Annotated in this window: 15 protein-coding genes, 4 tRNA genes and 2 rRNA genes; 3 read left to right on the top strand and 18 right to left on the bottom strand. The window is 53.5% G+C overall.

Annotation, left to right across the window (positions count from 1 at the left end):
- The gene (gene thiE / locus AC6I7A_RS01100; protein ID WP_058958345.1) at positions 1-627 is read left to right on the top strand and encodes a thiamine phosphate synthase; all 627 of its coding nucleotides are present in this window, start codon (positions 1-3) and stop codon (positions 625-627) included.
- Between the two features lie 193 nt (positions 628-820).
- On the opposite strand, the gene AC6I7A_RS01095 is transcribed toward thiE, so the two are convergent.
- Positions 821-2,275: an aminotransferase-like domain-containing protein gene (locus AC6I7A_RS01095; protein ID WP_058958344.1), complete on the bottom strand. Its 1,455-nt coding sequence runs from the start codon at positions 2,273-2,275 to the stop codon at positions 821-823.
- Positions 2,276-2,449: 174 nt separating this feature from the next.
- Here AC6I7A_RS01095 and AC6I7A_RS01090 point away from each other — a divergent pair, with 174 nt between their 5' ends.
- Complete coding sequence (locus AC6I7A_RS01090; protein ID WP_046100988.1) at positions 2,450-2,632, top strand: DUF1127 domain-containing protein; 183 nt, start codon at positions 2,450-2,452, stop codon at positions 2,630-2,632.
- A 55-nt stretch (positions 2,633-2,687) separates the two neighbouring features.
- Here the strand turns inward: AC6I7A_RS01090 and rpoC are convergent, their stop codons facing one another.
- The 13 genes from rpoC to AC6I7A_RS01025 form a co-directional block, all read right to left on the bottom strand.
- Complete coding sequence (gene rpoC, locus AC6I7A_RS01085; RefSeq protein ID WP_009092657.1) at positions 2,688-6,911, bottom strand: DNA-directed RNA polymerase subunit beta'; 4,224 nt, start codon at positions 6,909-6,911, stop codon at positions 2,688-2,690.
- Positions 6,912-7,040: 129 nt separating this feature from the next.
- The gene (gene rpoB / locus AC6I7A_RS01080) at positions 7,041-11,069 is read right to left on the bottom strand and encodes a DNA-directed RNA polymerase subunit beta (protein WP_046100987.1); all 4,029 of its coding nucleotides are present in this window, start codon (positions 11,067-11,069) and stop codon (positions 7,041-7,043) included.
- Positions 11,070-11,398: 329 nt separating this feature from the next.
- Positions 11,399-11,761 carry a 50S ribosomal protein L7/L12 gene (gene rplL / locus AC6I7A_RS01075; protein WP_009092660.1) on the bottom strand — a complete coding sequence of 121 codons (363 nt, stop codon included), beginning with the start codon at positions 11,759-11,761 and terminating at the stop codon, positions 11,399-11,401.
- 65 nt (positions 11,762-11,826) lie between these two features.
- Positions 11,827-12,324 carry a 50S ribosomal protein L10 gene (gene rplJ / locus AC6I7A_RS01070; RefSeq protein WP_003848098.1) on the bottom strand — a complete coding sequence of 166 codons (498 nt, stop codon included), beginning with the start codon at positions 12,322-12,324 and terminating at the stop codon, positions 11,827-11,829.
- 366 nt (positions 12,325-12,690) lie between these two features.
- On the bottom strand, positions 12,691-13,395 hold the full coding sequence (rplA, locus tag AC6I7A_RS01065; RefSeq protein ID WP_009092662.1) for a 50S ribosomal protein L1: 705 nt from the start codon (positions 13,393-13,395) through the stop codon (positions 12,691-12,693).
- A 3-nt stretch (positions 13,396-13,398) separates the two neighbouring features.
- A complete protein-coding gene (gene rplK / locus AC6I7A_RS01060) occupies positions 13,399-13,827 on the bottom strand; it encodes a 50S ribosomal protein L11 (RefSeq protein ID WP_006121495.1) in 429 nt (142 codons plus the stop codon).
- A gap of 148 nt (positions 13,828-13,975) precedes the next feature.
- Entirely contained in the window at positions 13,976-14,521 is a 546-nt protein-coding gene (gene nusG, locus AC6I7A_RS01055) for a transcription termination/antitermination protein NusG (protein WP_003848088.1), read from the bottom strand.
- A 1-nt stretch (position 14,522) separates the two neighbouring features.
- Positions 14,523-14,906, bottom strand: coding sequence for a preprotein translocase subunit SecE (secE, locus tag AC6I7A_RS01050; protein ID WP_008927141.1), 384 nt, complete (start codon positions 14,904-14,906; stop codon positions 14,523-14,525).
- Positions 14,907-15,135: 229 nt separating this feature from the next.
- The gene (tuf, locus tag AC6I7A_RS01045) at positions 15,136-16,320 is read right to left on the bottom strand and encodes an elongation factor Tu (protein WP_167429651.1); all 1,185 of its coding nucleotides are present in this window, start codon (positions 16,318-16,320) and stop codon (positions 15,136-15,138) included.
- A gap of 108 nt (positions 16,321-16,428) precedes the next feature.
- A tRNA-Thr gene (locus AC6I7A_RS01040) sits at positions 16,429-16,504 on the bottom strand.
- A gap of 5 nt (positions 16,505-16,509) precedes the next feature.
- Positions 16,510-16,584 (bottom strand) — tRNA-Gly (locus AC6I7A_RS01035).
- Positions 16,585-16,772: 188 nt separating this feature from the next.
- Positions 16,773-16,857 (bottom strand) — tRNA-Tyr (locus AC6I7A_RS01030).
- A gap of 8 nt (positions 16,858-16,865) precedes the next feature.
- A tRNA-Thr gene (locus AC6I7A_RS01025) sits at positions 16,866-16,941 on the bottom strand.
- Between the two features lie 741 nt (positions 16,942-17,682).
- Between AC6I7A_RS01025 and coaA the strand changes: the two genes are divergently transcribed.
- Positions 17,683-18,630, top strand: a complete 948-nt coding sequence (coaA, locus tag AC6I7A_RS01020) for a type I pantothenate kinase (protein WP_009092666.1) — start codon at positions 17,683-17,685, stop codon at positions 18,628-18,630.
- Positions 18,631-18,673: 43 nt separating this feature from the next.
- Here coaA and birA read toward each other — a convergent pair whose 3' ends face one another.
- The 4 genes from birA to AC6I7A_RS01000 all read right to left on the bottom strand — a co-directional run bounded on the left by birA (position 18,674) and on the right by AC6I7A_RS01000 (position 24,050).
- The gene (gene birA, locus AC6I7A_RS01015; RefSeq protein ID WP_046100986.1) at positions 18,674-19,633 is read right to left on the bottom strand and encodes a bifunctional biotin--[acetyl-CoA-carboxylase] ligase/biotin operon repressor BirA; all 960 of its coding nucleotides are present in this window, start codon (positions 19,631-19,633) and stop codon (positions 18,674-18,676) included.
- Complete coding sequence (gene murB, locus AC6I7A_RS01010; RefSeq protein WP_046100985.1) at positions 19,630-20,667, bottom strand: UDP-N-acetylmuramate dehydrogenase; 1,038 nt, start codon at positions 20,665-20,667, stop codon at positions 19,630-19,632. The genes birA and murB overlap by 4 nt, the downstream gene beginning before the upstream one ends.
- 149 nt (positions 20,668-20,816) lie before the next feature.
- A 5S ribosomal RNA gene (rrf, locus tag AC6I7A_RS01005) occupies positions 20,817-20,932 on the bottom strand.
- Positions 20,933-21,145: 213 nt separating this feature from the next.
- Positions 21,146-24,050 (bottom strand): 23S ribosomal RNA (locus tag AC6I7A_RS01000).
- Between the last annotated feature and the right edge of the window lie 145 nt (positions 24,051-24,195).

The raw sequence follows: 24,195 nt of genomic DNA, 5'->3' as shown, positions 1-24,195 counted from the left end.
ATGTCTGCCTTTCCTGCTACCGCCCCGCGCCTGGGGCTCTATCCGGTGGTTGACAGCCCCGCCTGGATTGAACGCCTGCTGACGGCGGGCGTGCGCACGTTGCAGCTGCGCATAAAAGATCAGCCTGATGAGATTGCCGAACCCGCGATTGCTCAGGCGATAGCGCTGGGCAAACGCTACGATGCGCGCCTGTTTATCAATGATTACTGGGAGCTGGCGATCAGACATGACGCCTATGGTGTGCATCTGGGTCAGGAAGATCTGGATGTTGCCGATCTCGCCCGGATTCGCCAGGCAGGATTACGGCTCGGGATCTCCACCCATGATGATACCGAGCTGGATCGCGCCCTGGCGATCCAGCCCTCTTACATTGCGCTGGGACATATCTTTCCGACGCAGACCAAAGCGATGCCTTCTGCTCCTCAGGGCGTGGAACAACTGAAGCGACATCTGGCACGCCTGACGCACATCCCCACCGTGGCGATTGGCGGTATCTCGATTGCCCGGGCACCGGAAGTCCTGGCAACCGGCGTGGGCAGCATTGCTGTGGTGAGTGCGATTACCCGGGCAGATGACTGGCGTGAAGCCACGCGCACCCTGCTGGCGCTGGCAGAGCCTCACGGATAGCGATTTCCGGAACCTGTCCCGCATCCTGGCGGCAAATGCGGTAACGTCCACCACTTTCCGGGAAAGCGGCGCGCAGAAGCAGAGGCTGAGGGTGGCACCTCCTGAACCGGTACTTTAACGTGGCCGTCGTCAGGTGAAGGTTATCTGACCAGGGCCGGTTCCCTCCTCTTGCCGGCCCTGCTTCCTCTTCGGTTTAAGCGACATCGGGAGCGGAAGCAGGCGTCTCATGCTGACAGGAGAGCATGGCGCGTTCCACGGCCGCACCCAGCCGTGCCAGCGCCTGTTCCGTCTGATCGGTGATGGGCAGCGCAAAGTTCAGACGCAGACAGTTGCGATATTTCCCCGATGCTGAAAAGAGTGAGCCGACGGCAATCTGGATTTTTGACTCGCGCAGTTCGCGGTTAAGCCGGACGGCGTCAAACGCTTCAGGAAGTTCTATCCACATCATAAAACCGCCCTGAGGACGAGAGACGCAGATACCGCAGGGAAAGTAGTGGCGCACCCAGCAGCTGAAAGTTTCATAGTTGCGGTGATAGATCTGCCGCATCCGGCGCAGATGAGGCTGATAATGGCCCTGGCGGATAAACTCGGAAACGGCATGCTGAGGCTGCGTAGCCGTAGAGCCTGTGACGATATATTTCATGTGCAGCACGCGGTCGCGATAACGGCCAGGTGCCACCCAGCCAACCCGCAGACCTGGCGCCAGCGTTTTTGAAAAGGAGCTGCAGAGCAGAACCCGGCCATCCATATCGAGCGCCTTAATGGCAGGCGGACGGGGATATTCCCAGGCTAACTCTCCATAAACGTCATCTTCGATGATTGCCGCATCAAAACGCTGCGCCAGCGCCAGTAACGCCCGTTTGCGCGCCTCAGGCATGATAAAGCCGAGCGGATTATTGCAGTTCGGAACAACGATGACCGCTTTAATGGGCCACTGGTCAAAAGCCAGTTCCAGCGCCTCAAGACTGATGCCGGTTAGCGCATCGGTCGGAATCTCAATGGCCCGGATGCCAAAGCCGCGCAGGGTTTGCATGATACCGTGAAAAGAGGGTGACTCGACGGCGATGATATCGCCCGGTTCACAGACCGCCCGCACGGCTACCGATAAGGCTTCATGGCAGCCGGTCGTGATAACAATATCATCGGCGGTAAGCTGACAGCCGCTATCGATCGCCAGCCGGGCAACCTGTTTCCGCAGCGCGAGGACGCCATAGAGGGTGTCATAATTCAGCAGACCAGCCTCCTGCTTCTGAGCCTGACGGCTGAAGGCTTTCCACAGCGGCTTCAGGGTCGGCTGGGTCAGATCGGGCATGCCGCTGCCCAGTTGCAGTACGTCATCTTCCAGCCGGCTGTTGAGCAGCTCCAGCACCGCGTCCCACTGCGTCACCTCAACAGGCCGCTGCACGGGACGGGTCAGCGCAGGTACCGGCGGCGTGGCTTTGTGCGACGCCACAAAATAGCCGGAGCGCGACTGCGGGATAATCATCTGCTTCTCTTCCAGCAGGCGATAAGCCTGCTGCACCGTGCTGATACTCACCCCATGTTCCGCACTCAGGCTGCGCACAGAGGGCAGACGCTCCCCGCTGCGAAACAAGCCCTGTTCGATACGCTGTGCCAGCAACGTGGCCAGATGTTCATAGCGGGTCATTGTATCCTCTCCTGCCAGCGTGATGATGATAGACCAGTACAGTCAGGCTCCTTATTTACCATTCAGATCGCGATCTCTTCAATCTGTATGTTAATAAAAGGTGATTTTTGAGTCTGTATCATACAGGTGTATCTCCGGAAAATAGTGCTCAGGTCAATCATTGAGGAAACTATCATGGGATATGATGAAAATCGCGCCGCTAAACCTTTTGCCGTTACGCCTTACCTTCTGCTCCGTTATCTGTGGCGCAGCTTCAGACGCTGGCAGCTGCGGCGCGAAACGCGCGCTATTCTGTCGAGACTGAGTGACAGTCAGCTGAAAGATATCGGCATCGGCCGCAATGACTGGAATGGCTGAATCAGAGACAAAAAAAAACCCTGCCGAAGCAGGGTTTTTATCAGGCGAAGGACGATTAATCGTCTTTGCTGCCGCCGAGGCCGGCGTTCAGCAGTTCAGCCAGGCTGGCTGAGGCTTCATCCGCAGTCACCTGCGGAGCAGCCGGAACTTCACCCGCCGCTTTACGGCGCATACGATCCTGATGGTATGCATAACCGGTACCGGCCGGGATCAGACGACCCACGATGACGTTCTCTTTCAGGCCGCGCAGTTCATCACGCTTGCCTGCTACTGCTGCTTCGGTCAGGACACGGGTCGTTTCCTGGAACGATGCGGCAGAGATGAACGATTCGGTTGCCAGTGACGCTTTGGTAATACCCAGCAGGTCACGTACGAAGGTTGCGCCAACTTTTCCGTTCGCTTCCAGATCACGGTTAGAGATCTTGATGCGAGAGAATTCAGCCTGCTCACCTTCCAGGAAGTCGGTGCTTCCTGCGCTCACGATGGTCGCTTTACGCAGCATCTGACGAACGATGACTTCGATGTGCTTATCGTTAATCTTAACGCCCTGCAGACGATAAACTTCCTGCACTTCGTTAGTGATGTAACGGGTCACCGCATGCACGCCACGCAAGCGCAGGATGTCATGTGGAGACTCTGGGCCATCGGAAACCACGTCACCGCGCTCAACACGTTCACCTTCGAACACGTTCAGCTGACGCCATTTCGGAATCATCTCTTCGTATGGCTCACTGCCATCCAGCGGCGTGATGACCAGACGACGTTTACCTTTGGTCTCTTTACCGAAGGAGATGATACCGCTGATCTCAGCCAGGATAGCCGGCTCTTTCGGACGACGCGCTTCGAACAGGTCAGCAACGCGTGGCAGACCACCGGTAATATCCTTGGTACCGCCAGATTCCTGCGGAACACGCGCCAGCGTGTCACCGGCACTGATCTTAACGCCATCTTCCAGCTGAACAATCGCTTTACCCGGCAGGAAGTACTGAGCAGGCATATCAGTGCCTGGGATCAGAACGTCGTTGCCGCTGGCATCAACAATTTTCAGCGCAGGACGCAGATCTTTACCGCCTGACGTACGTTCAGCACTGTCCAGCACCACCAGCGAAGAAAGACCGGTCAGATCATCTGTCTGACGGGTAATGGTCTGGCCGTCAATCATGTCGGTGAAGCGAATGAAACCGCCCACTTCGGTGATAACTGGCATGGTATGCGGATCCCAGTTTGCTACGGTTTCGCCCGCTGCAACCTGCTCACCATCACCTTTCGCCATGGTAGAACCGTAAGGAACTTTATAGCTCTCTTTGGTACGACCAAATTCATCGATCATTTTCAGTTCGACGTTACGCGAGGTGATCACCAGCTTACCTGCCGAGTTCGTTACCGACTTGGCGTTGGTCAGCTTGATGGTACCTTTGTTCTTCACCTGAATGCTGGATTCAGCAGCCGCACGTGATGCCGCACCACCGATGTGGAACGTACGCATCGTCAGCTGTGTACCTGGCTCACCGATGGACTGTGCCGCGATAACACCGATCGCTTCACCTTTGTTGATGATGTGACCACGTGCCAGGTCGCGACCGTAGCAATGCGCACACACACCAAAGTCGGTTTCACAACCTACGACCGAACGCACTTTCAGGCTGTCGACTGAGTTCAGTTCCAGCACGTCACACCAGTGCTCATCGAGCAGCGTGTTACGTGGAACCAGAATGTCAGCCGAGCCCGGCTTCAGAACGTCTTCCGCGGTCACACGACCCAGAACGCGTTCGCGCAGTGGCTCTTTCACGTCGCCACCTTCGATGACCGGGGTCATCATGATGCCTTCGTGCGTTCCACAGTCATCTTCGGTCACAACCAGATCCTGGGCAACGTCAACCAGACGACGCGTCAGATAACCGGAGTTCGCGGTTTTCAGTGCGGTATCCGCAAGACCTTTACGCGCACCGTGGGTTGAGATGAAGTACTGGAGTACGTTCAGACCTTCACGGAAGTTCGCGGTAATCGGCGTCTCGATGATGGAGCCATCTGGCTTCGCCATCAGACCACGCATACCGGCCAGCTGACGAATCTGTGCAGCAGAACCACGCGCACCGGAGTCGGCCATCATAAAGATGCTGTTAAAGGAAACCTGTTTCTCTTCTTCGCCGTCACGGTTAATCACGGTTTCAGTAGAGAGGTTTTCCATCATCGCCTTGGCAACACGTTCGTTGGCTGCGGCCCAGATATCGATGACTTTGTTATAACGTTCACCCGCGGTAACCAGACCAGACTGGAACTGTTCCTGGATCTCAGCCACTTCCGCTTCCGCTTCGGTGATGATTTCCACTTTCTTCTCTGGAATAACCATGTCGTCGATACCGACTGACGCGCCTGAACGGGCTGCGTAGGCGAAACCGGTGTACATGGTCTGGTCAGCAAAGATAACGGTCGGCTTCAGCCCCAGAATGCGGTAACAGGTGTTCAGCATTTTGGAGATCGCTTTTTTACCCAGCGCCTGGTTGACGATGGAGTAAGGCAGACCTTTCGGCACGATCATCCACAGAATCGCACGGCCAATCGTGGTGTCGATCAGGCTGGTTTTCGCAACCCACTCATCCTGCTCATTTTTCTCGTGTTCGGTGATACGCACCTTAACGCGAGCGTGCAGTGAGGCCAGGCCAGCGCGATAAATACGCTCAGCTTCTTTCGGGCCAGTCAGTACCATGCCTTCGCCTTTGGCGTTAACACAGTCACGGGTCATGTAGTACAGACCCAGTACAACGTCCTGAGAAGGAACGATGATTGGCTCGCCGTTCGCAGGTGACAGGATGTTGTTGGTAGACATCATCAGCGCACGCGCTTCCAGCTGGGCTTCCAGCGTCAGCGGAACGTGAACAGCCATCTGGTCACCATCGAAGTCGGCGTTATATGCCGCACAAACCAGCGGGTGCAGCTGGATAGCTTTACCTTCGATCAGAACCGGTTCAAAAGCCTGAATACCCAGACGGTGCAGCGTAGGCGCACGGTTCAGCAGAACCGGATGCTCACGGATCACTTCGTCGAGGATATCCCAGACAACCGCTTCTTCGCGCTCAACCATTTTCTTCGCGGCTTTGATGGTGGTGGCCAGGCCACGCAGTTCCAGCTTGCCGTAAATAAACGGTTTGAACAGTTCGAGTGCCATTTTCTTCGGCAGACCGCACTGATGCAGACGCAGGTATGGACCCACGGTGATAACCGAACGACCGGAGTAGTCGACACGTTTACCCAGCAGGTTCTGACGGAAACGACCCTGCTTACCTTTGATCATGTCAGCCAGCGATTTCAGCGGACGCTTGTTGGAACCGGTGATCGCACGACCGCGACGACCGTTATCCAGCAGTGCATCGACTGCTTCCTGCAGCATACGCTTTTCGTTGCGCACGATGATATCTGGCGCAGCCAGATCCAGCAGGCGCTTCAGACGGTTGTTACGGTTGATCACGCGACGATAAAGATCGTTCAGATCTGACGTAGCAAAACGTCCGCCATCCAGCGGAACCAGCGGACGCAGATCCGGTGGCAGAACAGGCAGCACGGTCAGGATCATCCACTCTGGCTTGTTACCAGACTGAACGAACGCTTCCAGCAGCTTGATACGCTTGGTCAGCTTTTTACGCTTGGTTTCAGAGTTGGTTTCGTTCAGCTCTTCACGCAGCTGCTCGCACTCCTGGTCCAGATCCATGTTTTTCAACAGGGCCTGGATCGCTTCGGCGCCCATTTTGGCGTCGAACTCGTCACCGAACTCTTCCAGTGCGTCAAGGTACTGCTCTTCAGTCAGGATCTGACGCTTCTCGAGGTTGGTCATGCCACCTTCGATTACCACGTAAGATTCAAAGTAGAGCACGCGCTCGATGTCACGCAGTGGCATATCCAGCAGCAAGCCGATACGCGATGGCAGTGACTTCAGGAACCAGATGTGCGCAGTCGGCGACGCCAGTTCGATGTGGCCCATACGCTCACGGCGTACTTTAGTCTGGGTCACTTCAACGCCGCACTTCTCACAAATCACACCACGGTGTTTCAGACGCTTGTACTTACCGCACAGGCACTCATAGTCTTTTACCGGCCCGAAGATACGGGCACAGAACAGACCATCGCGCTCTGGCTTAAAAGTACGGTAGTTAATGGTTTCTGGCTTTTTCACTTCACCAAAAGACCAGGAACGGATCATGTCTGGCGAAGCCAGCGCAATTTTGATCGCATCAAACTCTTCGGTCTTAGTTTGCGCTTTCAGAAACTTAAGTAAGTCTTTCACGGATTAGCTCCCGTCGGAGTGAGACTCAGGGGGCGTCCAACCGAAATTGAACGCCCCGTAACCAGTACAATTGCGAGCGCTTAAACCCTGCGCTTTCAGGCGGCGGCGAACCACAGCCTGAAATGGGGGTTACTCGTCTTCCAGCTCGATGTTGATACCCAGCGAGCGAATCTCTTTCAACAGTACGTTGAAGGATTCCGGCATGCCCGGTTCCATCTGATGGTTGCCGTCAACGATGTTTTTATACATCTTGGTACGGCCGTTGACGTCATCAGACTTAACGGTAAGCATTTCCTGCAGGGTATACGCGGCACCGTATGCTTCCAGTGCCCATACTTCCATCTCACCAAAGCGCTGACCACCGAACTGCGCCTTACCACCCAGCGGCTGCTGAGTAACCAGGCTGTAGGAACCGGTAGAACGTGCATGCATCTTGTCATCAACCAGGTGGTTAAGTTTCAGCATGTACATGTAGCCAACGGTTACCTGACGTTCGAACTGTTCACCGGTGCGGCCGTCAAACAGGGTAATCTGACCGGAAGAAGGCAGACCGCCGAGCTGTAACAGCTCTTTGATTTCGCTCTCTTTCGCGCCATCAAACACCGGCGTTGCGATTGGCATACCTTTTTTCAGGTTCTCTGCCAGGCGCAGCACTTCGTCGTCGGAGAAGGTGTTCAGGTCAACTTTCTGACGCAGATCGCTTCCCAGGTCATAGGCACGCTGGATGAATTCGCGCAGTTTCGCGACTTCTTCCTGCTTCTTCAGCATGGCGTTGATTTTCTCACCAATGCCCTTCGCTGCCATCCCCAGGTGTGTCTCAAGGATCTGACCGATGTTCATACGCGATGGTACGCCCAGCGGGTTCAGTACGATGTCGACCGGCGTACCGTTCTCATCGTAAGGCATGTCTTCGATTGGGTTGATCTTAGAGATAACACCTTTGTTACCGTGACGACCTGCCATCTTATCACCAGGCTGGATCTGACGTTTAACGGCCAGATAAACCTTAACGATTTTCAGCACGCCCGGTGCCAGATCGTCGCCCTGGGTGATCTTACGGCGCTTGCCTTCGAGTTTTTTCTCAAACTCGTGCTTCAGTTCGTCGTACTGCTCTGCCAGCTGCTCCAGCTGATTTTGTCTGGCTTCATCAGTCAGACCCAGCTCCAGCCAGCGCTCGCGCGGCAGCTTGTCCAGCTTGTCAGCTTCAACGCCACCTGCGATCAGGACGCTCTGGATACGGCTGAACAGGCCCGCTTCCAGGATCTGCAGCTCTTCAGACAGGTCTTTCTTAGCCTGCTTCAGCTGCATCTCTTCGATTTCGAGCGCACGTTTGTCTTTTTCCACGCCATCGCGGGTAAAGACCTGAACGTCGATCACGGTACCTGACACGCCATTCGGCACGCGCAGTGATGAATCTTTTACGTCAGAGGCTTTTTCACCGAAGATCGCACGCAGCAGCTTCTCTTCTGGCGTCAGCTGGGTTTCACCTTTCGGGGTAACCTTACCAACCAGAATGTCACCACCGGTCACTTCAGCACCGATGTAGACGATGCCTGACTCATCCAGTTTAGAGAGTGCAGCTTCACCCACGTTCGGGATATCAGCGGTAATCTCTTCCGGCCCCAGTTTGGTGTCACGCGACACGCAAGCCAGTTCCTGGATGTGGATGGTGGTAAAGCGATCTTCCTGAACCACGCGCTCGGAGACCAGGATGGAGTCTTCGAAGTTGTAACCGTTCCACGGCATGAACGCGACACGCATGTTCTGGCCCAGCGCGAGTTCACCCAGATCGGTGGACGGGCCATCTGCCAGCACGTCACCGCGCTCAACCGGCTCACCCAGAGAGACACATGGCATCTGGTTGATGCAGGTGTTCTGGTTTGAACGGGTATATTTGGTCAGGTTATAGATGTCGATACCGGCTTCGCCCGCGTACATCTCATCTTCGTTAACTTTGATAACGATACGTGATGCATCAACATATTGAACGGTACCACCACGTTTGGCGACGGCAGTAACACCGGAGTCAACGGCAACAGCACGTTCCATACCGGTACCAACCAGCGGCTTATCTGCACGCAGAGTCGGAACGGCCTGACGTTGCATGTTCGCACCCATCAGAGCACGGTTGGCGTCATCGTGTTCCAGGAACGGGATCAGGGATGCACCGACAGAAACCACCTGCTGGGTGGAAACGTCCATGTAGTCAACCTGATCGCGGCTGAACAGACTCGATTCGCCTTTGCTACGGCAGGTGACCAGGTCATCAACAAACGCGCCGTTTTCATCGAGCGGGGCGTTCGCCTGAGCGATAACGTAGTTACCCTCTTCAATAGCAGAGAGGTAGTGGATCTCGTCAGAAACCAGACCGTCGATAACACGACGATAAGGCGTCTCAAGGAAACCATACTCATTGGTCTGTGCATAAACAGACAAGGAGTTGATCAGACCAATGTTCGGACCTTCAGGGGTTTCGATTGGGCAGACACGACCGTAGTGCGTTGGGTGTACGTCACGCACTTCGAAGCCGGCACGCTCACGCGTCAAACCACCCGGGCCAAGTGCAGAGATACGACGTTTGTGCGTAATCTCTGACAGCGGGTTGTTCTGATCCATAAACTGTGAAAGCTGGCTTGAACCGAAGAACTCTTTCACCGCAGCCGAAATCGGCTTCGCGTTGATCATGTCCTGTGGCATCAGCGTATCGAGGTCGCCCAGAGAGAGACGCTCTTTAACCGCACGCTCAACACGCACCAGGCCGACACGGAACTGGTTCTCAGCCATTTCACCGACTGAACGAATACGACGGTTGCCGAGGTGGTCGATATCGTCCACTTCGCCTTTACCGTTACGGATGTCGATCAGTTTTTTCATCACTTCGATGATGTCTTCTTTGCTCAGGATACCTGAACCTTCGATTTCATCACGCAGCAGTGAACGGTTGAACTTCATGCGGCCGACGGCAGAGAGATCGTAACGATCTTCAGAGAAGAACAGGTTCTCGAACAGGTTCTCTGCAGCTTCACGCGTTGGCGGCTCACCAGGACGCATCATGCGGTAGATCTCAACCAGTGCGCTCAGGCGATCGCTGGTTGGGTCAACACGCAGGGTCTCAGACATATATGGACCGTGGTCCAGATCGTTGGTGAACAGCGTTTCGATGCGCTTGTGACCCGACTGGCTCAGTTTGGCCAGCAGATCCAGTGACAGCTCCATGTTCGCTGCAACAATCAGCTCACCGGTGCTCTCATCGATGTAGTCTTTAGCAACCACTTTGCCCGCGATATATTCAACCGGAACTTCGATGTGCTGAATGCCATCTTTTTCCAGCTGACGAATATGACGCGCAGTAATGCGGCGACCTTTTTCGACGTAGACGGTGCCGTTCGCTTCGATATCGAAGGTCGCGGTTTCACCGCGCAGGCGCTCAGGCACCAGCTCCATCTGCAGCTTGTTGTCGCGAATTTCAAACACCACTTTCTCGAAGAAGAGATCGAGGATCTGAGGTGTTGTGAACTGCAACGCACGCAGGATGATAGTGGCCGGCAGCTTACGACGACGGTCAATACGGACAAACAGGTTATCTTTCGGGTCAAACTCAAAGTCGAGCCATGAACCGCGGTAAGGGATGATACGTGCGTTATAAAGCACTTTACCCGAAGAGTGGGTTTTACCCTTATCGCTATCAAAGAACACGCCAGGACTACGGTGCAGCTGAGAAACGATAACGCGCTCGGTACCGTTAATAACAAAGGTACCGTTGTCGGTCATGAGCGGAATTTCGCCCATGTAGACTTCTTGTTCTTTAATGTCTTTTACGGTGCCTTCTGGCGCTTCGCGCTCATAGATCACCAGACGCAGTTTCACGCGCAGCGGTGCCGAATAGGTCACGCCACGGATCTGACACTCTTTCACGTCAAAGACAGGTTCGCCCAGGCGATAGCTAACATACTGCAACTCAGAGTTGCCGCTGTAGCTCGCAATAGGGAATACAGAGCGGAATGCAGCTTCCAGCCCGTACTGACCTTCTGGATCTTGCTCGATAAACTTCTGGAACGAGTCGAGCTGGATGGAAAGGAGATAAGGTATGTCCAGTACTTGTGGACGTTTACCAAAATCCTTACGAATACGTTTTTTCTCGGTATAGGAGTAAACCATAGGGTTCCTCAGCTAGCTGACAAGTCGACCCACGCTGTCCGTCCTGACAGGACAGTTCATGCAACACGATTTTGTTTGATTCACTGGCTGCGCGGCAGCAGTGCAATACCTCTTTCTATCACGCTTAAATCATTTCATCGCTTTTGTGAAGGCAGGGAACCCGCACAGGAAAGCGGTATATTAAGTCGTCGATAGAGAAAGATATTGAAGAGTAGCAATGGACAAACAGTGTGAAACCCCATTGAGACCCTGTAGCGCAAAAAGGCTGGTGACCAAAAAGTCACCAGCCATCAGTCTGAAACTACTCAGACTGCAACCCGAAGGTTGTCTTACTTAACTTCAACTTCAGCGCCAGCTTCTTTCAGAGCAGCTTCAAGTGCAGCTGCGTCATCTTTGCTGATGCCTTCTTTGATTACGCCAGTTGCTTCAACCAGGTCTTTGGCTTCTTTCAGGCCCAGACCAGTTGCAGTACGTACGGCTTTGATAACTGCTACTTTGTTCGCGCCAACAGCTTTCAGTACGACGTCGAATTCAGTTTTTTCTTCAACAGCTTCAGCCGGGCCCGCAGCAACAGCTACAGCAGCAGCAGCAGAAACGCCGAATTTTTCTTCCATAGCAGAAACCAGCTCAACAACTTCCATTACGGACATCGCTGCAACAGCTTCCAGAATTTGGTCTTTAGTGATAGACATGACAATTGTTCCTAAGAATCAGAAAAAGTTTATACGTAAGCAGGTACGAAGAAAAGAAAAGGGCCTTAAGCCGCTTCTTTTGCATCGCGTACAGCAGCCAGAGTGCGGACCAGTTTGCCGGCAGCGGCTTCTTTCATGGTCGACATCAGACGTGCCAGTGCTTCTTCGTAGGTCGGCAGAGTTGCCAGACGGTCAATATTGGCCGCCGTGATCAGCTCACCTTCAAAGGCTGCAGCTTTGACCTCAAATTTTGCATTCGCTTTCGCGAAATCTTTGAACAGACGAGCAGCAGCGCCCGGGTGTTCCATAGAATATGCAATCAGGGTCGGACCAACAAACGTGTCTTTCAGGCACTCAAACTGAGTACCTTCAACGACGCGGCGCAGCAGGGTGTTACGAACAACACGCATGTAAACGCCAGCTTCACGACCTGCTTTACGCAGTTCGGTCATTTTATCAACGGTAACGCCACGGGAATCCGCAACAACCGCTGAAAGCGCACCTTTGGCTACTTCGCTGACTTCAGCAACAATTGCTTGTTTGTCTTGAAGATTTAATGCCATTAGCTTTTGCTCCTGGATTTGACCGGGAAAGGATTTCCCCGGAACTCACTTCACTTACTCACCCAAAAGGGGAAATAAGCGCTCGAACACGGTGAGCAGAATCCAGCTAAGAAAAAATTCTTTTGGTTCTGTCACCGTCTACGCAGGGTATTAAGCGGACTATCCGGAGATAGACAGCTCCTGCGGTCTTGGACGGAGGCCAGGATAAGGCCTGGCTCCAACCTAAATTCTGTGTGACGCAGCAGAATCAGAGGGAAAGGCGTTAAACGCCACTGTCGCATCTGACTCTCTGGTGTCCTGTTCTGCTAATAACAGAACAACGGGCGTAAGATTCTAGGTGAATTTTTCGCCCGTTTCAAGCAGCAATTAGTTTGCTGTTGCGTTCAGACCAGCCTGGTCAACGGCAACGCCGGCGCCCATGGTGGTTGAAAGGCTGACTTTCTTGATGTACACGCCTTTCGCCTGAGATGGTTTCGCTTTTTTCAGCGCAACCAGCAGAGATTCCAGGTTTTCTTTCAGTTTGTCAGCGTCAAAGTCCACTTTACCGATGGTAGTGTGGATGATGCCGTTTTTGTCGTTACGATAACGAACCTGACCTGCTTTAGCGTTCTTAACCGCTTCAGCAACGTTAGGGGTTACAGTACCGACTTTCGGGTTTGGCATCAGGCCGCGTGGACCCAGAATCTGGCCCAGCTGGCCAACAACGCGCATTGCATCCGGAGAAGCAATAACAACGTCAAAATTCATTTCGCCTTTCTTGATCTGCTCAGCCAGGTCTTCCATACCAACCAGCTCTGCGCCAGCAGCTTTTGCCGCTTCAGCGTTTGCCCCCTGGGTGAAGACAGCAACACGTACTGAACGACCAGTACCGTGTGGCAGAACGGTCGCGCCGCGTACGTTCTGATCAGATTTACGTGCATCGATGCCGAGGTTGACAGCAACGTCAACGCTTTCAACGAACTTGGCAGTCGCCAGTTCTTTCAGCAGAGCAACAGCTTCAGCAATGTCATACTGCTTGGTCGCGTCAACTTTGTCGCGAATTACGGTCATGCGCTTGGTCAGCTTAGCCATTTCTTAGTCCTCTACTACCAGGCCCATGGAACGAGCAGTACCTTCGATTGAGCGAGTCATCGCTTCAACGTCAGAACCAGTCATGTCCGCAGCTTTGGTTTCTGCGATTTCACGTACCTGAGCACGGGTCACTTTACCGACTTTATCTTTGTTCGGCTTACCAGAACCAGACTTGATGCCCGCTGCTTTTTTCAGCAGTACGGCAGCCGGAGGGGTTTTGGTGATAAAGGTAAATGAACGGTCGCTGTATACAGTGATAACAACAGGAGTCGGCAGACCTTTTTCCAGAGATTCGGTCTTCGCGTTGAACGCTTTGCAGAATTCCATGATGTTAACACCCTGCTGACCCAGAGCTGGACCAACCGGTGGACTTGGGTTCGCCATACCAGCTGCAACCTGCAGCTTGACGTAGGCTTGGACTTTCTTAGCCATGATATTTCCTCAATTGGGTTATAGCGCCTTTAAAAGGCTCCCCGTGATAACGATTTATACGCCGTTGCCAGCGCATAAAAACAAAAGGCGCGAAATTGTAGTTAAATTTCGCGCCTGCTGCAACAGCTAAATTGTGAGCGGAAAGAGGTTAACCTTTCTCCACCTGACCGAAGTCGAGTTCAACCGGTGTTGCACGTCCGAAGATGGAGACAGAAACCGTCAGGCGGCTCTTCTCGTAATCCACATCCTCAACCACACCGTTAAAGTCAGCAAACGGACCGTCGTTAACGCGAACCATTTCGCCTGGTTCAAACAGCGTTTTCGGACGAGGCTTGTCGCCGACCTGCTGCAGACGGTTCATGATCGCATCAACTTCTTTATCGCTGATAGGTGCCGGACGGTCAGATGTGCCGCCGATGAAACCCATCACGCGCGGGACGCTGCGCACCAGGTGCCAGCTGGCGTCATTCATCACCATCTGAACCAGTACATATCCCGGGAAAAACTTGCGCTCGCTCTTACGACGCTGGCCACCACGAATTTCAACGACTTCTTCAGTCGGAACCATGACGTCGCCAAACAGCTCTTCCATGTTGTGCAATTTGATATGCTCGCGCAGCGACTGTGCTACGCGGCCTTCAAAACCGGAAAACGCCTGTACGACGTACCAGCGTTTCTTTGGAGCTTCAGACATCTCAGAACCTCAGGCCAGTGATAAACGATACCAGACGGACCAGAATACCATCCAGCCCCCACAAAATCAGTGACATCACGGCGGTAACCGCGGCAACGATTAACGTGGTGTGCAGCGTTTCCTGGCGGGTTGGCCAGATAACCTTACGCATTTCTGTTCTTGCTTCACGAGCAAAAGCCACGGTCGCTTTGCCTTTGGTCGTTAAAAGCGCAATGCCGCCAGCCGCTGCGATCAGTACAACTACGGCTAACGCACGCAGTGGCAGTGACACATCACGATAGAGGTAGTTACCTACAATCGCTGCAAGCAGCAGTAATACGACTACTACCCACTTTACCGCTTCCAGGCCACGCCCGCTCCCTTGAGCTTCGGTATTCGCACTCATAAACCAACCTGCCACAATAATTCAGAAACTATTCTGCCCCGCAGTGCGAGGCGTCCAAACCGAATGAGCTTTTGGGGCGTAACTCGGTATCCAACGCCGCATGACAGAGCCTGTCTCAGCAATGATTATGATCGAAAATCACTGATGAGCCAGGTTCTATGAAACAGCGTGCAAAAAGGGCATCAAATGATGCCCTTTCCGTGTGCATTGCGTCAAACGTTATCGGTAATTATGCGATAACTTTAGCAACAACACCCGCGCCAACGGTACGGCCGCCTTCGCGGATTGCGAAGCGCAGACCTTCGTCCATTGCGATTGGGTGGATCAGGGTAACAACCATTTTGATGTTGTCGCCTGGCATTACCATTTCAACGCCTTCTGGCAGCTCTACTGAACCGGTCACGTCAGTGGTACGGAAGTAGAACTGTGGACGGTAGCCCTTGAAGAACGGAGTATGGCGGCCACCTTCGTCTTTAGACAGAACGTAAACTTCTGACTCGAACTGGGTGTGTGGCTTGATGGTGCCTGGCTTAGCCAGAACCTGACCACGCTGGATGTCTTCACGCTTGATACCGCGCAGCAGAACACCACAGTTTTCGCCTGCCTGACCCTGGTCCAGCAGCTTACGGAACATCTCAACACCGGTACAGGTTGATTTCGCAGTATCTTTGATACCTACGATTTCAACTTCGTCGCCGACCTTAACGATGCCGCGCTCAACACGACCGGTAACAACGGTACCACGGCCAGAGATTGAGAATACGTCTTCGATTGGCAGCAGGAACGGCATGTCGATCGCACGAACCGGATCCGGGATGTAGTTGTCCAGGTGCTCAGCCAGCTCGATGATTTTCGCTTCCCACTCAGCTTCGCCTTCCAGCGCTTTCAGAGCAGAACCACGAACGATTGGAGTGTCGTCGCCTGGGAAGTCGTACTGTGACAGCAGGTCACGTACTTCCATCTCAACCAGTTCCAGCAGCTCTTCATCATCAACCATGTCACACTTGTTCAGGAACACGATAATGTAAGGAACGCCAACCTGACGACCCAGCAGGATGTGCTCACGGGTCTGTGGCATCGGGCCATCAGTCGCAGCAACAACCAGGATCGCGCCGTCCATCTGCGCAGCACCGGTGATCATGTTTTTCACATAGTCGGCGTGGCCTGGGCAGTCAACGTGAGCGTAGTGACGTGAAGCAGTCTCATACTCAACGTGTGCGGTGTTGATGGTAATACCGCGGGCTTTTTCTTCAGGGGTGCTGTCGATCTGGTCGAATGCACGCGCCTGGCCGCCGTTGGTTTTAGCCAGTACGGTAGTGATTGCTGCAGTCAGGGTGGTTTTACCGTGGTCAACGTGACCGATGGTGCCCACGTTTACGTGCAGTTTGTTACGTTGAAATTGCTCTTTAGCCATCGCTAGTCCCTCTAAGACACGGATATATCAATGATATCATCACATTAACCAGGCAATGCCTGACTGCAAGGAAGTTACAGAGAAAATCAGGAGGGAGATTAAAGGAAGTGGTGCTGATACCCAGAGTCGAACTGGGGACCTCACCCTTACCAAGGGTGCGCTCTACCAACTGAGCCATATCAGCACATCTGGAGCGGGCAGCGGGAATCGAACCCGCATCATCAGCTTGGAAGGCTGAGGTAATAGCCATTATACGATGCCCGCATCCTGGAACTCGGCTACCTGTTCTTTCTGTAGCTTGCAGATAACAGAGAATGCCTCTGCTACCTACTGTCCGTCAGCGAAGCTGACCGACGTTGACTTCGCTAACGCTCAGTCTGAATTCAGGGTGAGAAGTGACTCACCTGACAGATAAACAGGCCGTTTATCTGAACCCAACCGCGAGGTCGGGATGGTGGTGGGAGAAGGATTCGAACCTTCGAAGTCTGTGACGGCAGATTTACAGTCTGCTCCCTTTGGCCGCTCGGGAATCCCACCTACTTGATTGGTGCCGGCTACCGGAATCGAACTGGTGACCTACTGATTACAAGTCAGTTGCTCTACCAACTGAGCTAAGCCGGCATCAAGTGACGCGCATTCTAGGAAGGTCGGCGTTCGGATGCAACTAAAAAATCGCATATTTTTTTCTATCGCTTACTATTTGTGCAAATCATCGCAATTTAGTGGTTTTCTGCGGAATATTTGTCCAGTCTGGCCCTTTTTTCTCGACTTTACTCTGGCTTCACTCCCCCCCTGCCCCTCTTTTTACAATGCCTGCCCCCAGCGTTCTTACGCCGGTTATTTCGCTTATTCCTGAAAAAAGATCCTGCCCATGCGCTGACTGACGCTTTTTTCGTCACGTCAGGATGATTTTGGGTTAGAGGCTAAGCTCACAGGCCGATATTTCCATGAAGGCAATATCCCTTTTCTATAACAGCACCCGGCAGAAGGGTCCGGATGGTGTGCTTATTGAGGGGATATCGCATTCGCTTCCTTACAGGCCTTAATGCGTGGCACTGCCACCGGGACAGGTAACAAGGGTGTTACGCACTATGGGTGGGAAGAAGCCTGTAACGGCTTTACAGGCTCATTGTCTGTTATAAAGTCGTTAATGGCTTGGGTAATGGCGCGTTTTGTGGCTATACCGACGAAAGCGAGATCACAGTTATCTTTTTACTTCTGTTAAAAGCCATACTGGTGATACCCTCCAGCCCATTGTTCTCACTGATAAACCAGCGATTCGTGATTCAAATCACCTGCGTTGTCCTGCTTATCGGATAACACGCCGGTGATAGCAATGAATTTGCGGTCAGATGCATGCTTATGGATAAAACGACTCCCCTGACAACGCCCTACTTAGAATTCACTCGTGAGCAGTGGGCGGCATTACGTGATTCCGTTCCTATGACGCTATCAGAGGAAGAGATTGCGCAGCTGAAAGGCATCAACGAGGACCTCTCTCTGGAAGAGGTGGCAGAGATTTACCTGCCTCTTTCGCGCCTGCTTAATTTCTATATCAGTTCAAATGTGCGCAGGCAGGCTGTACTGGAGCAGTTTCTGGGCACCAACGGGCAGAAGATCCCTTACATCATCAGTATTGCGGGTAGCGTTGCCGTCGGTAAAAGCACGACAGCACGTGTATTGCAGGCATTGCTCAGCCGCTGGCCTGAACATCGCAAGGTGGAATTAATCACCACGGATGGCTTCCTGCATCCTAATGCCGTGCTCAAAGAGCGTGGCTTAATGAAGAAGAAAGGATTCCCGCAATCCTACGATATGCACCGGCTGGTCAATTTCGTCTCAGATTTAAAGTCAGGTGCCAGTCAGGTTACCGCTCCGGTCTATTCGCATCTGATTTACGACGTTATCCCTGATGGCGACAAAGTCATACAGCAGCCGGATATTGTGATTCTTGAGGGGCTCAACGTCTTACAGAGCGGTATGGACTATCCCCATGACCCCCATCACGTCTTTGTTTCTGACTTCGTCGATTTCTCAATCTATGTCGATGCAGAAGAAGATCTTCTGCAAAGCTGGTACATCAATCGCTTCCTGAAATTCCGCCAGGGTGCCTTTACCGACCCCGACTCCTACTTCCATCACTATGCCCAGCTCTCCGAGGCGGAAGCCGTTGAGATAGCGGGTAACCTGTGGAAAGAGATTAACTGGCTTAATCTGCAGGAAAATATTCTGCCGACACGAGAGAGAGCCAGCCTGATTATGACGAAAAGCGGCGATCACGCTGTTGATAAAGTCCGTCTGCGTAAATAACGCCAGTGATAAAAAAGCCTGCATTCATGCAGGCTTTTTTTATTCAGACAGGACGTAACGATATCTCTCCGCCAACCCATGCCTTTATTTCGCCATCCTGTTCCAGTAACAGCCCCCCCTGGCTGTCAACACCGCGCGCAATACCGTGCACTTCGCGTTCACCGATGAGCAACTTAACAGGCCGGTTGATGAAGTTGTCCAGCGCGGCCCAGCGTGCCACAAAGGGCGCTAATCCCTCCTGCTCAAAGAGTGGCAGTGCCTCGCGCAGACGATTGATCAGACGAGCTGCCAGCTCATTGCGATTCACCGTGACTCCGGCTTCCTGCAGGTTAATCCAGCCCTGATTAATCTGGGAGGCATCAGCGGTTCGCATTGCCAGATTAATACCTGCACCGATCACAATCTGCGCAGCATCGCCCGTTTTCCCGGTCAGTTCAACCAGGATACCCGCCAGTTTGCGATCGTTGAGATAGATGTCATTCGGCCATTTTACCCTGACCTCATCTGCACCCAGTGAGCGTAATGTCTCCGCCATGATGATACCAATGACCAGGCTGAGGCCCATCGCCGCTGCGGGGCCCTGTTCCAGGCGCCAGTACATCGACATATAGAGGTTAGCGCCAAATGGAGAGAACCACTGACGGCCCCGGCGACCCCGCCCCGCCTGCTGATATTCAGCAATACAGGCAGCACCAGATGGCATGTCATGCATGCGCTCCAGCAGGTACTGATTCGTTGAGTCAATCACCGGTATCACCGAGACATTGCCCTGCTCAACCTGCGCGAGAATCGCCTGCTCATCCAGTAGCTGGATTGGCGCAGGCAGACTGTAGCCTTTACCGGTGACGGTATAGACATCAAGTCCCCAGCTTTTCAGTGTCTGGATATGCTTGTTGATGGCAGCCCGGCTCATTCCCAGCGTCTCGCCCAGCTGCTCGCCAGAGTGAAACTCACCGTCAGACAAAATATCGACCAGCTTTAACGGGACATTGTGGTCTTTCATGCGATCACCTCGACGGCATTGCATTCACCCTGTGCCTGAATAAACCGGACTTCAGGCTCAAGCCAGACATCAAACTTCTCCCCTACCCGGGCGCGTACCGCTCTGGCCAGCGCCACGATGTCGGCAGGCAGGGCATTGTCAGCATTGATCAGCACCAGAGCCTGCTGCTGATGAACGGCTGCGCCCCCGATGCGATAGCCTTTAAGCTGGCACTGATCGATCAGCCAGCCCGCTGCCAGCTTCGTTTCTCCCTCTGGCATCAGATAGTGCGGCATGGCGGGGAACCGGGCCAGCAGAGCGCTGCACTGCGCCTGCGTCACCACCGGATTTTTAAAAAAGCTGCCGACATTTCCGGTGACTTTCGGATCCGGTAACTTACTCTGACGCATCTGACACACAGCGTGATAGACATCCCAGGCACTGGCGATGGCCGGATTCAGTGTTTTCAGATCGCCATAGGTCAGGACAGGCTGCCATTGCTTAGGCAGGCATAGCCCGACGGCGACGATGACATAGCCTGACTGATAGCGGTGTTTGAAAATGCTGTCGCGATAGCCAAACTCACAGGCTTCACGATCCAGACGTTCTGTTTCGCCACTGTGCAGATTAAGCACATCCACATATTCGCAGACATCTTTTAACTCCACGCCGTAAGCACCAATATTCTGAATCGGTGCCGAGCCGGTCATGCCCGGGATCAGCGCCAGATTTTCCAGTCCGGCGATCCCTTTTTCCAGGGTACTTTTGACCAGCTCATGCCAGTTCTCACCGGCTCCGACATGCAGTTTCCAGCTCTCATATTCATCCTGAATGGTGATGCCTTTAATGCGGTTCAGTACCACGGTTCCGGCAAAATCATCCAGAAAGAGGACATTGCTGCCTTCACCGAGCACAAGGAAAGGCGTTTGATCCTGCTGGCTGGCCTGCCATGCAGCCAGAATGGCGGCAGGCGTCTCAGCGACGATGCGTTTTTGTGTGTGTACTTCAAGCCCAAGTGTATTGTCGGCTTTTAAGGAGGGATGCTGGCTGGACATTTGACGGCCTTAACTGAGTTATCTGGCCGTAGTTTACCGTATCGGAGATGTGTTCTCAGGCAGTTTTCGGGGTCCGAAGGCGGTTTTTCACGATCGGCAGACGTAAAAAAGCCCCGCACGTCAGTGCGGGGCTTCTTCACTTGTATAATGCCTGGCAGTTCCCTACTCTCGCATGGGGAGGCCCCACACTACCATCGGCGCTACGGCGTTTCACTTCTGAGTTCGGCATGGGGTCAGGTGGGACCACCGCGCTAAAGCCGCCAGGCAAATTCTTTGTGCTCTGTCCTGTGTCTTCTGTGCTGATGCTGCGTTGGCCGCCCTCCCGCTGCTCAGTCACATACGTCAGTATGCTCCTTCACATCGCTCGGTTGCCGCCTTGCCTCAGCGCAGAATCCTTCGGACTTTACTCCGCAGGACACAACTGTTATCCGGTAACAAAGCTGAAAATCGCGTCTCTCAAAAACGCCTCTGGCGTTGTAAGGTTAAGCCTCACGGGTCATTAGTACCGGTTAGCTCAACGCATCGCTGCGCTTACACACCCGGCCTATCAACGTCGTCGTCTTCAACGTCCCTTCAGGACCCTCAAGGGGTCAGGGAGAACTCATCTCGGGGCAAGTTTCGTGCTTAGATGCTTTCAGCACTTATCTTTTCCGCACTTAGCTACCGGGCAGTGCCATTGGCATGACAACCCGAACACCAGTGGTGCGTTCACTCCGGTCCTCTCGTACTAGGAGCAACCCCCCTCAATTCTCCAGCGCCCACGGCAGATAGGGACCGAACTGTCTCACGACGTTCTAAACCCAGCTCGCGTACCACTTTAAACGGCGAACAGCCGTACCCTTGGGACCTACTTCAGCCCCAGGATGTGATGAGCCGACATCGAGGTGCCAAACACCGCCGTCGATATGAACTCTTGGGCGGTATCAGCCTGTTATCCCCGGAGTACCTTTTATCCGTTGAGCGATGGCCCTTCCATTCAGAACCACCGGATCACTATGACCTGCTTTCGCACCTGCTCGAGCCGTCACTCTCGCAGTCAAGCCAGCTTATGCCATTGCACTAACCTCACGATGTCCGACCGTGATTAGCTGACCTTCGTGCTCCTCCGTTACTCTTTGGGAGGAGACCGCCCCAGTCAAACTACCCACCAGACACTGTCCGCACCCCGGATCACGGGGCCACGTTAGAACATCAAACATTAAAGGGTGGTATTTCAAGGATGGCTCCACGCAGACTGGCGTCCGCGCTTCAAAGCCTCCCACCTATCCTACACATCAAGGCTCAATGTTCAGTGTCAAGCTGTAGTAAAGGTTCACGGGGTCTTTCCGTCTTGCCGCGGGTACACTGCATCTTCACAGCGAGTTCAATTTCACTGAGTCTCGGGTGGAGACAGCCTGGCCATCATTACGCCATTCGTGCAGGTCGGAACTTACCCGACAAGGAATTTCGCTACCTTAGGACCGTTATAGTTACGGCCGCCGTTTACCGGGGCTTCGATCAAGAGCTTCTCCTTACGGATAACCCCATCAATTAACCTTCCGGCACCGGGCAGGCGTCACACCGTATACGTCCACTTTCGTGTTTGCACAGTGCTGTGTTTTTAATAAACAGTTGCAGCCAGCTGGTATCTTCGACTGGCTTCGGCTCCGGGAGCAAGTCCCTTCACCTACGCGCCAGCGTGCCTTCTCCCGAAGTTACGGCACCATTTTGCCTAGTTCCTTCACCCGAGTTCTCTCAAGCGCCTTGGTATTCTCTACCTGACCACCTGTGTCGGTTTGGGGTACGATTCTGTGTTACCTGATGCTTAGAGGCTTTTCCTGGAAGCAGGGCATTTATCACTTCAGCACCGTAGTGCCTCGTCGTCACGCCTCAGCGTTAAAAGAGTCCGGATTTACCTGGACCCTCCGCCTACACGCTTAAACCGGGACAACCGTCGCCCGGCTGATATAGCCTTCTCCGTCCCCCCTTCGCAGTAACACCGAGTACAGGAATATTAACCTGTTTCCCATCGACTACGCCTTTCGGCCTCGCCTTAGGGGTCGACTCACCCTGCTCCGATTAACGTTGAACAGGAACCCTTGGTCTTCCGGCGAGCGGGCTTTTCACCCGCTTTATCGTTACTTATGTCAGCATTCGCACTTCTGATACCTCCAGCATGCCTCACAGCACACCTTCGACGGCTTACAGAACGCTCCCCTACCCAACAACACATAGTGTCGCTGCCGCAGCTTCGGTGCATGGTTTAGCCCCGTTACATCTTCCGCGCAGGCCGACTCGACCAGTGAGCTATTACGCTTTCTTTAAATGATGGCTGCTTCTAAGCCAACATCCTGGCTGTCTGTGCCTTCCCACATCGTTTCCCACTTAACCATGACTTTGGGACCTTAGCTGGCGGTCTGGGTTGTTTCCCTCTTCACGACGGACGTTAGCACCCGCCGTGTGTCTCCCGTGATAACATTCTCCGGTATTCGCAGTTTGCATCGGGTTGGTAAGCCGGGATGGCCCCCTAGCCGAAACAGTGCTCTACCCCCGGAGATGAGTTCACGAGGCGCTACCTAAATAGCTTTCGGGGAGAACCAGCTATCTCCCGGTTTGATTGGCCTTTCACCCCCAGCCACAGGTCATCCGCTAATTTTTCAACATTAGTCGGTTCGGTCCTCCAGTTAGTGTTACCCAACCTTCAACCTGCCCATGGCTAGATCACCGGGTTTCGGGTCTATACCCTGCAACTTAACGCCCAGTTAAGACTCGGTTTCCCTGCGGCTCCCCTATACGGTTAACCTTGCTACAGAATATAAGTCGCTGACCCATTATACAAAAGGTACGCAGTCACACCACAAGGGTGCTCCCACTGCTTGTACGTACACGGTTTCAGGTTCTGTTTCACTCCCCTCGCCGGGGTTCTTTTCGCCTTTCCCTCACGGTACTGGTTCACTATCGGTCAGTCAGGAGTATTTAGCCTTGGAGGATGGTCCCCCCATATTCAGACAGGATACCACGTGTCCCGCCTTACTCATCGAGCTCACAGCGTGTGTGCTTTTGTGTACGGGAGTATCACCCTGTACCCTGCGACTTTCCAGACGCTTCCACTAACACACATGCTGATTCAGGCTCTGGGCTGCTCCCCGTTCGCTCGCCGCTACTGGGGGAATCTCGGTTGATTTCTTTTCCTCGGGGTACTTAGATGTTTCAGTTCCCCCGGTTCGCCTTGCAGCACTATGTATTCATGCTGCAATGATGCACTGAGTGCACCGGGTTTCCCCATTCGGACATCGACGGCTGTAGCGGTTCATATCACCTTACCGTCGCTTTACGCAGATTAGCACGTCCTTCATCGCCTCTGACTGCCAGGGCATCCACCGTGTACGCTTAGTCGCTTAACCTCACAACCCACAGGCGTTTTTCAACGCTGCAGACTGTAAGCATTTGAGAGACTCGAACATGTCGTCATTTCATTCTTATTACGGAGAATGAACGCGCCATGTCGTTTCAATTTTCAGCTTGTTCCGGATTGTTAAAGAGCATAAT

The sequence above is a fragment of the Type-F symbiont of Plautia stali genome, assembly GCF_059731105.1.
This window is presented reverse-complemented; position numbering and strand designations above follow the sequence as displayed.

Coding starts and splice junctions, on each gene's coding strand:
- thiE (WP_058958345.1), top strand. CDS start 1: ATGTCTGCCTTTCCTGCTACCGCCCCGCGCCTGGGGCTCTATCCGGTG.
- AC6I7A_RS01095 (WP_058958344.1), bottom strand. CDS start 2,275: ATGACCCGCTATGAACATCTGGCCACGTTGCTGGCACAGCGTATCGAA.
- AC6I7A_RS01090 (WP_046100988.1), top strand. CDS start 2,450: ATGGGATATGATGAAAATCGCGCCGCTAAACCTTTTGCCGTTACGCCT.
- rpoB (WP_046100987.1), bottom strand. CDS start 11,069: ATGGTTTACTCCTATACCGAGAAAAAACGTATTCGTAAGGATTTTGGT.
- rplL (WP_009092660.1), bottom strand. CDS start 11,761: ATGTCTATCACTAAAGACCAAATTCTGGAAGCTGTTGCAGCGATGTCC.
- rplJ (WP_003848098.1), bottom strand. CDS start 12,324: ATGGCATTAAATCTTCAAGACAAACAAGCAATTGTTGCTGAAGTCAGC.
- rplA (WP_009092662.1), bottom strand. CDS start 13,395: ATGGCTAAGCTGACCAAGCGCATGACCGTAATTCGCGACAAAGTTGAC.
- rplK (WP_006121495.1), bottom strand. CDS start 13,827: ATGGCTAAGAAAGTCCAAGCCTACGTCAAGCTGCAGGTTGCAGCTGGT.
- nusG (WP_003848088.1), bottom strand. CDS start 14,521: ATGTCTGAAGCTCCAAAGAAACGCTGGTACGTCGTACAGGCGTTTTCC.
- secE (WP_008927141.1), bottom strand. CDS start 14,906: ATGAGTGCGAATACCGAAGCTCAAGGGAGCGGGCGTGGCCTGGAAGCG.
- tuf (WP_167429651.1), bottom strand. CDS start 16,320: ATGGCTAAAGAGCAATTTCAACGTAACAAACTGCACGTAAACGTGGGC.
- coaA (WP_009092666.1), top strand. CDS start 17,683: ATGGATAAAACGACTCCCCTGACAACGCCCTACTTAGAATTCACTCGT.
- birA (WP_046100986.1), bottom strand. CDS start 19,633: ATGAAAGACCACAATGTCCCGTTAAAGCTGGTCGATATTTTGTCTGAC.
- murB (WP_046100985.1), bottom strand. CDS start 20,667: ATGTCCAGCCAGCATCCCTCCTTAAAAGCCGACAATACACTTGGGCTT.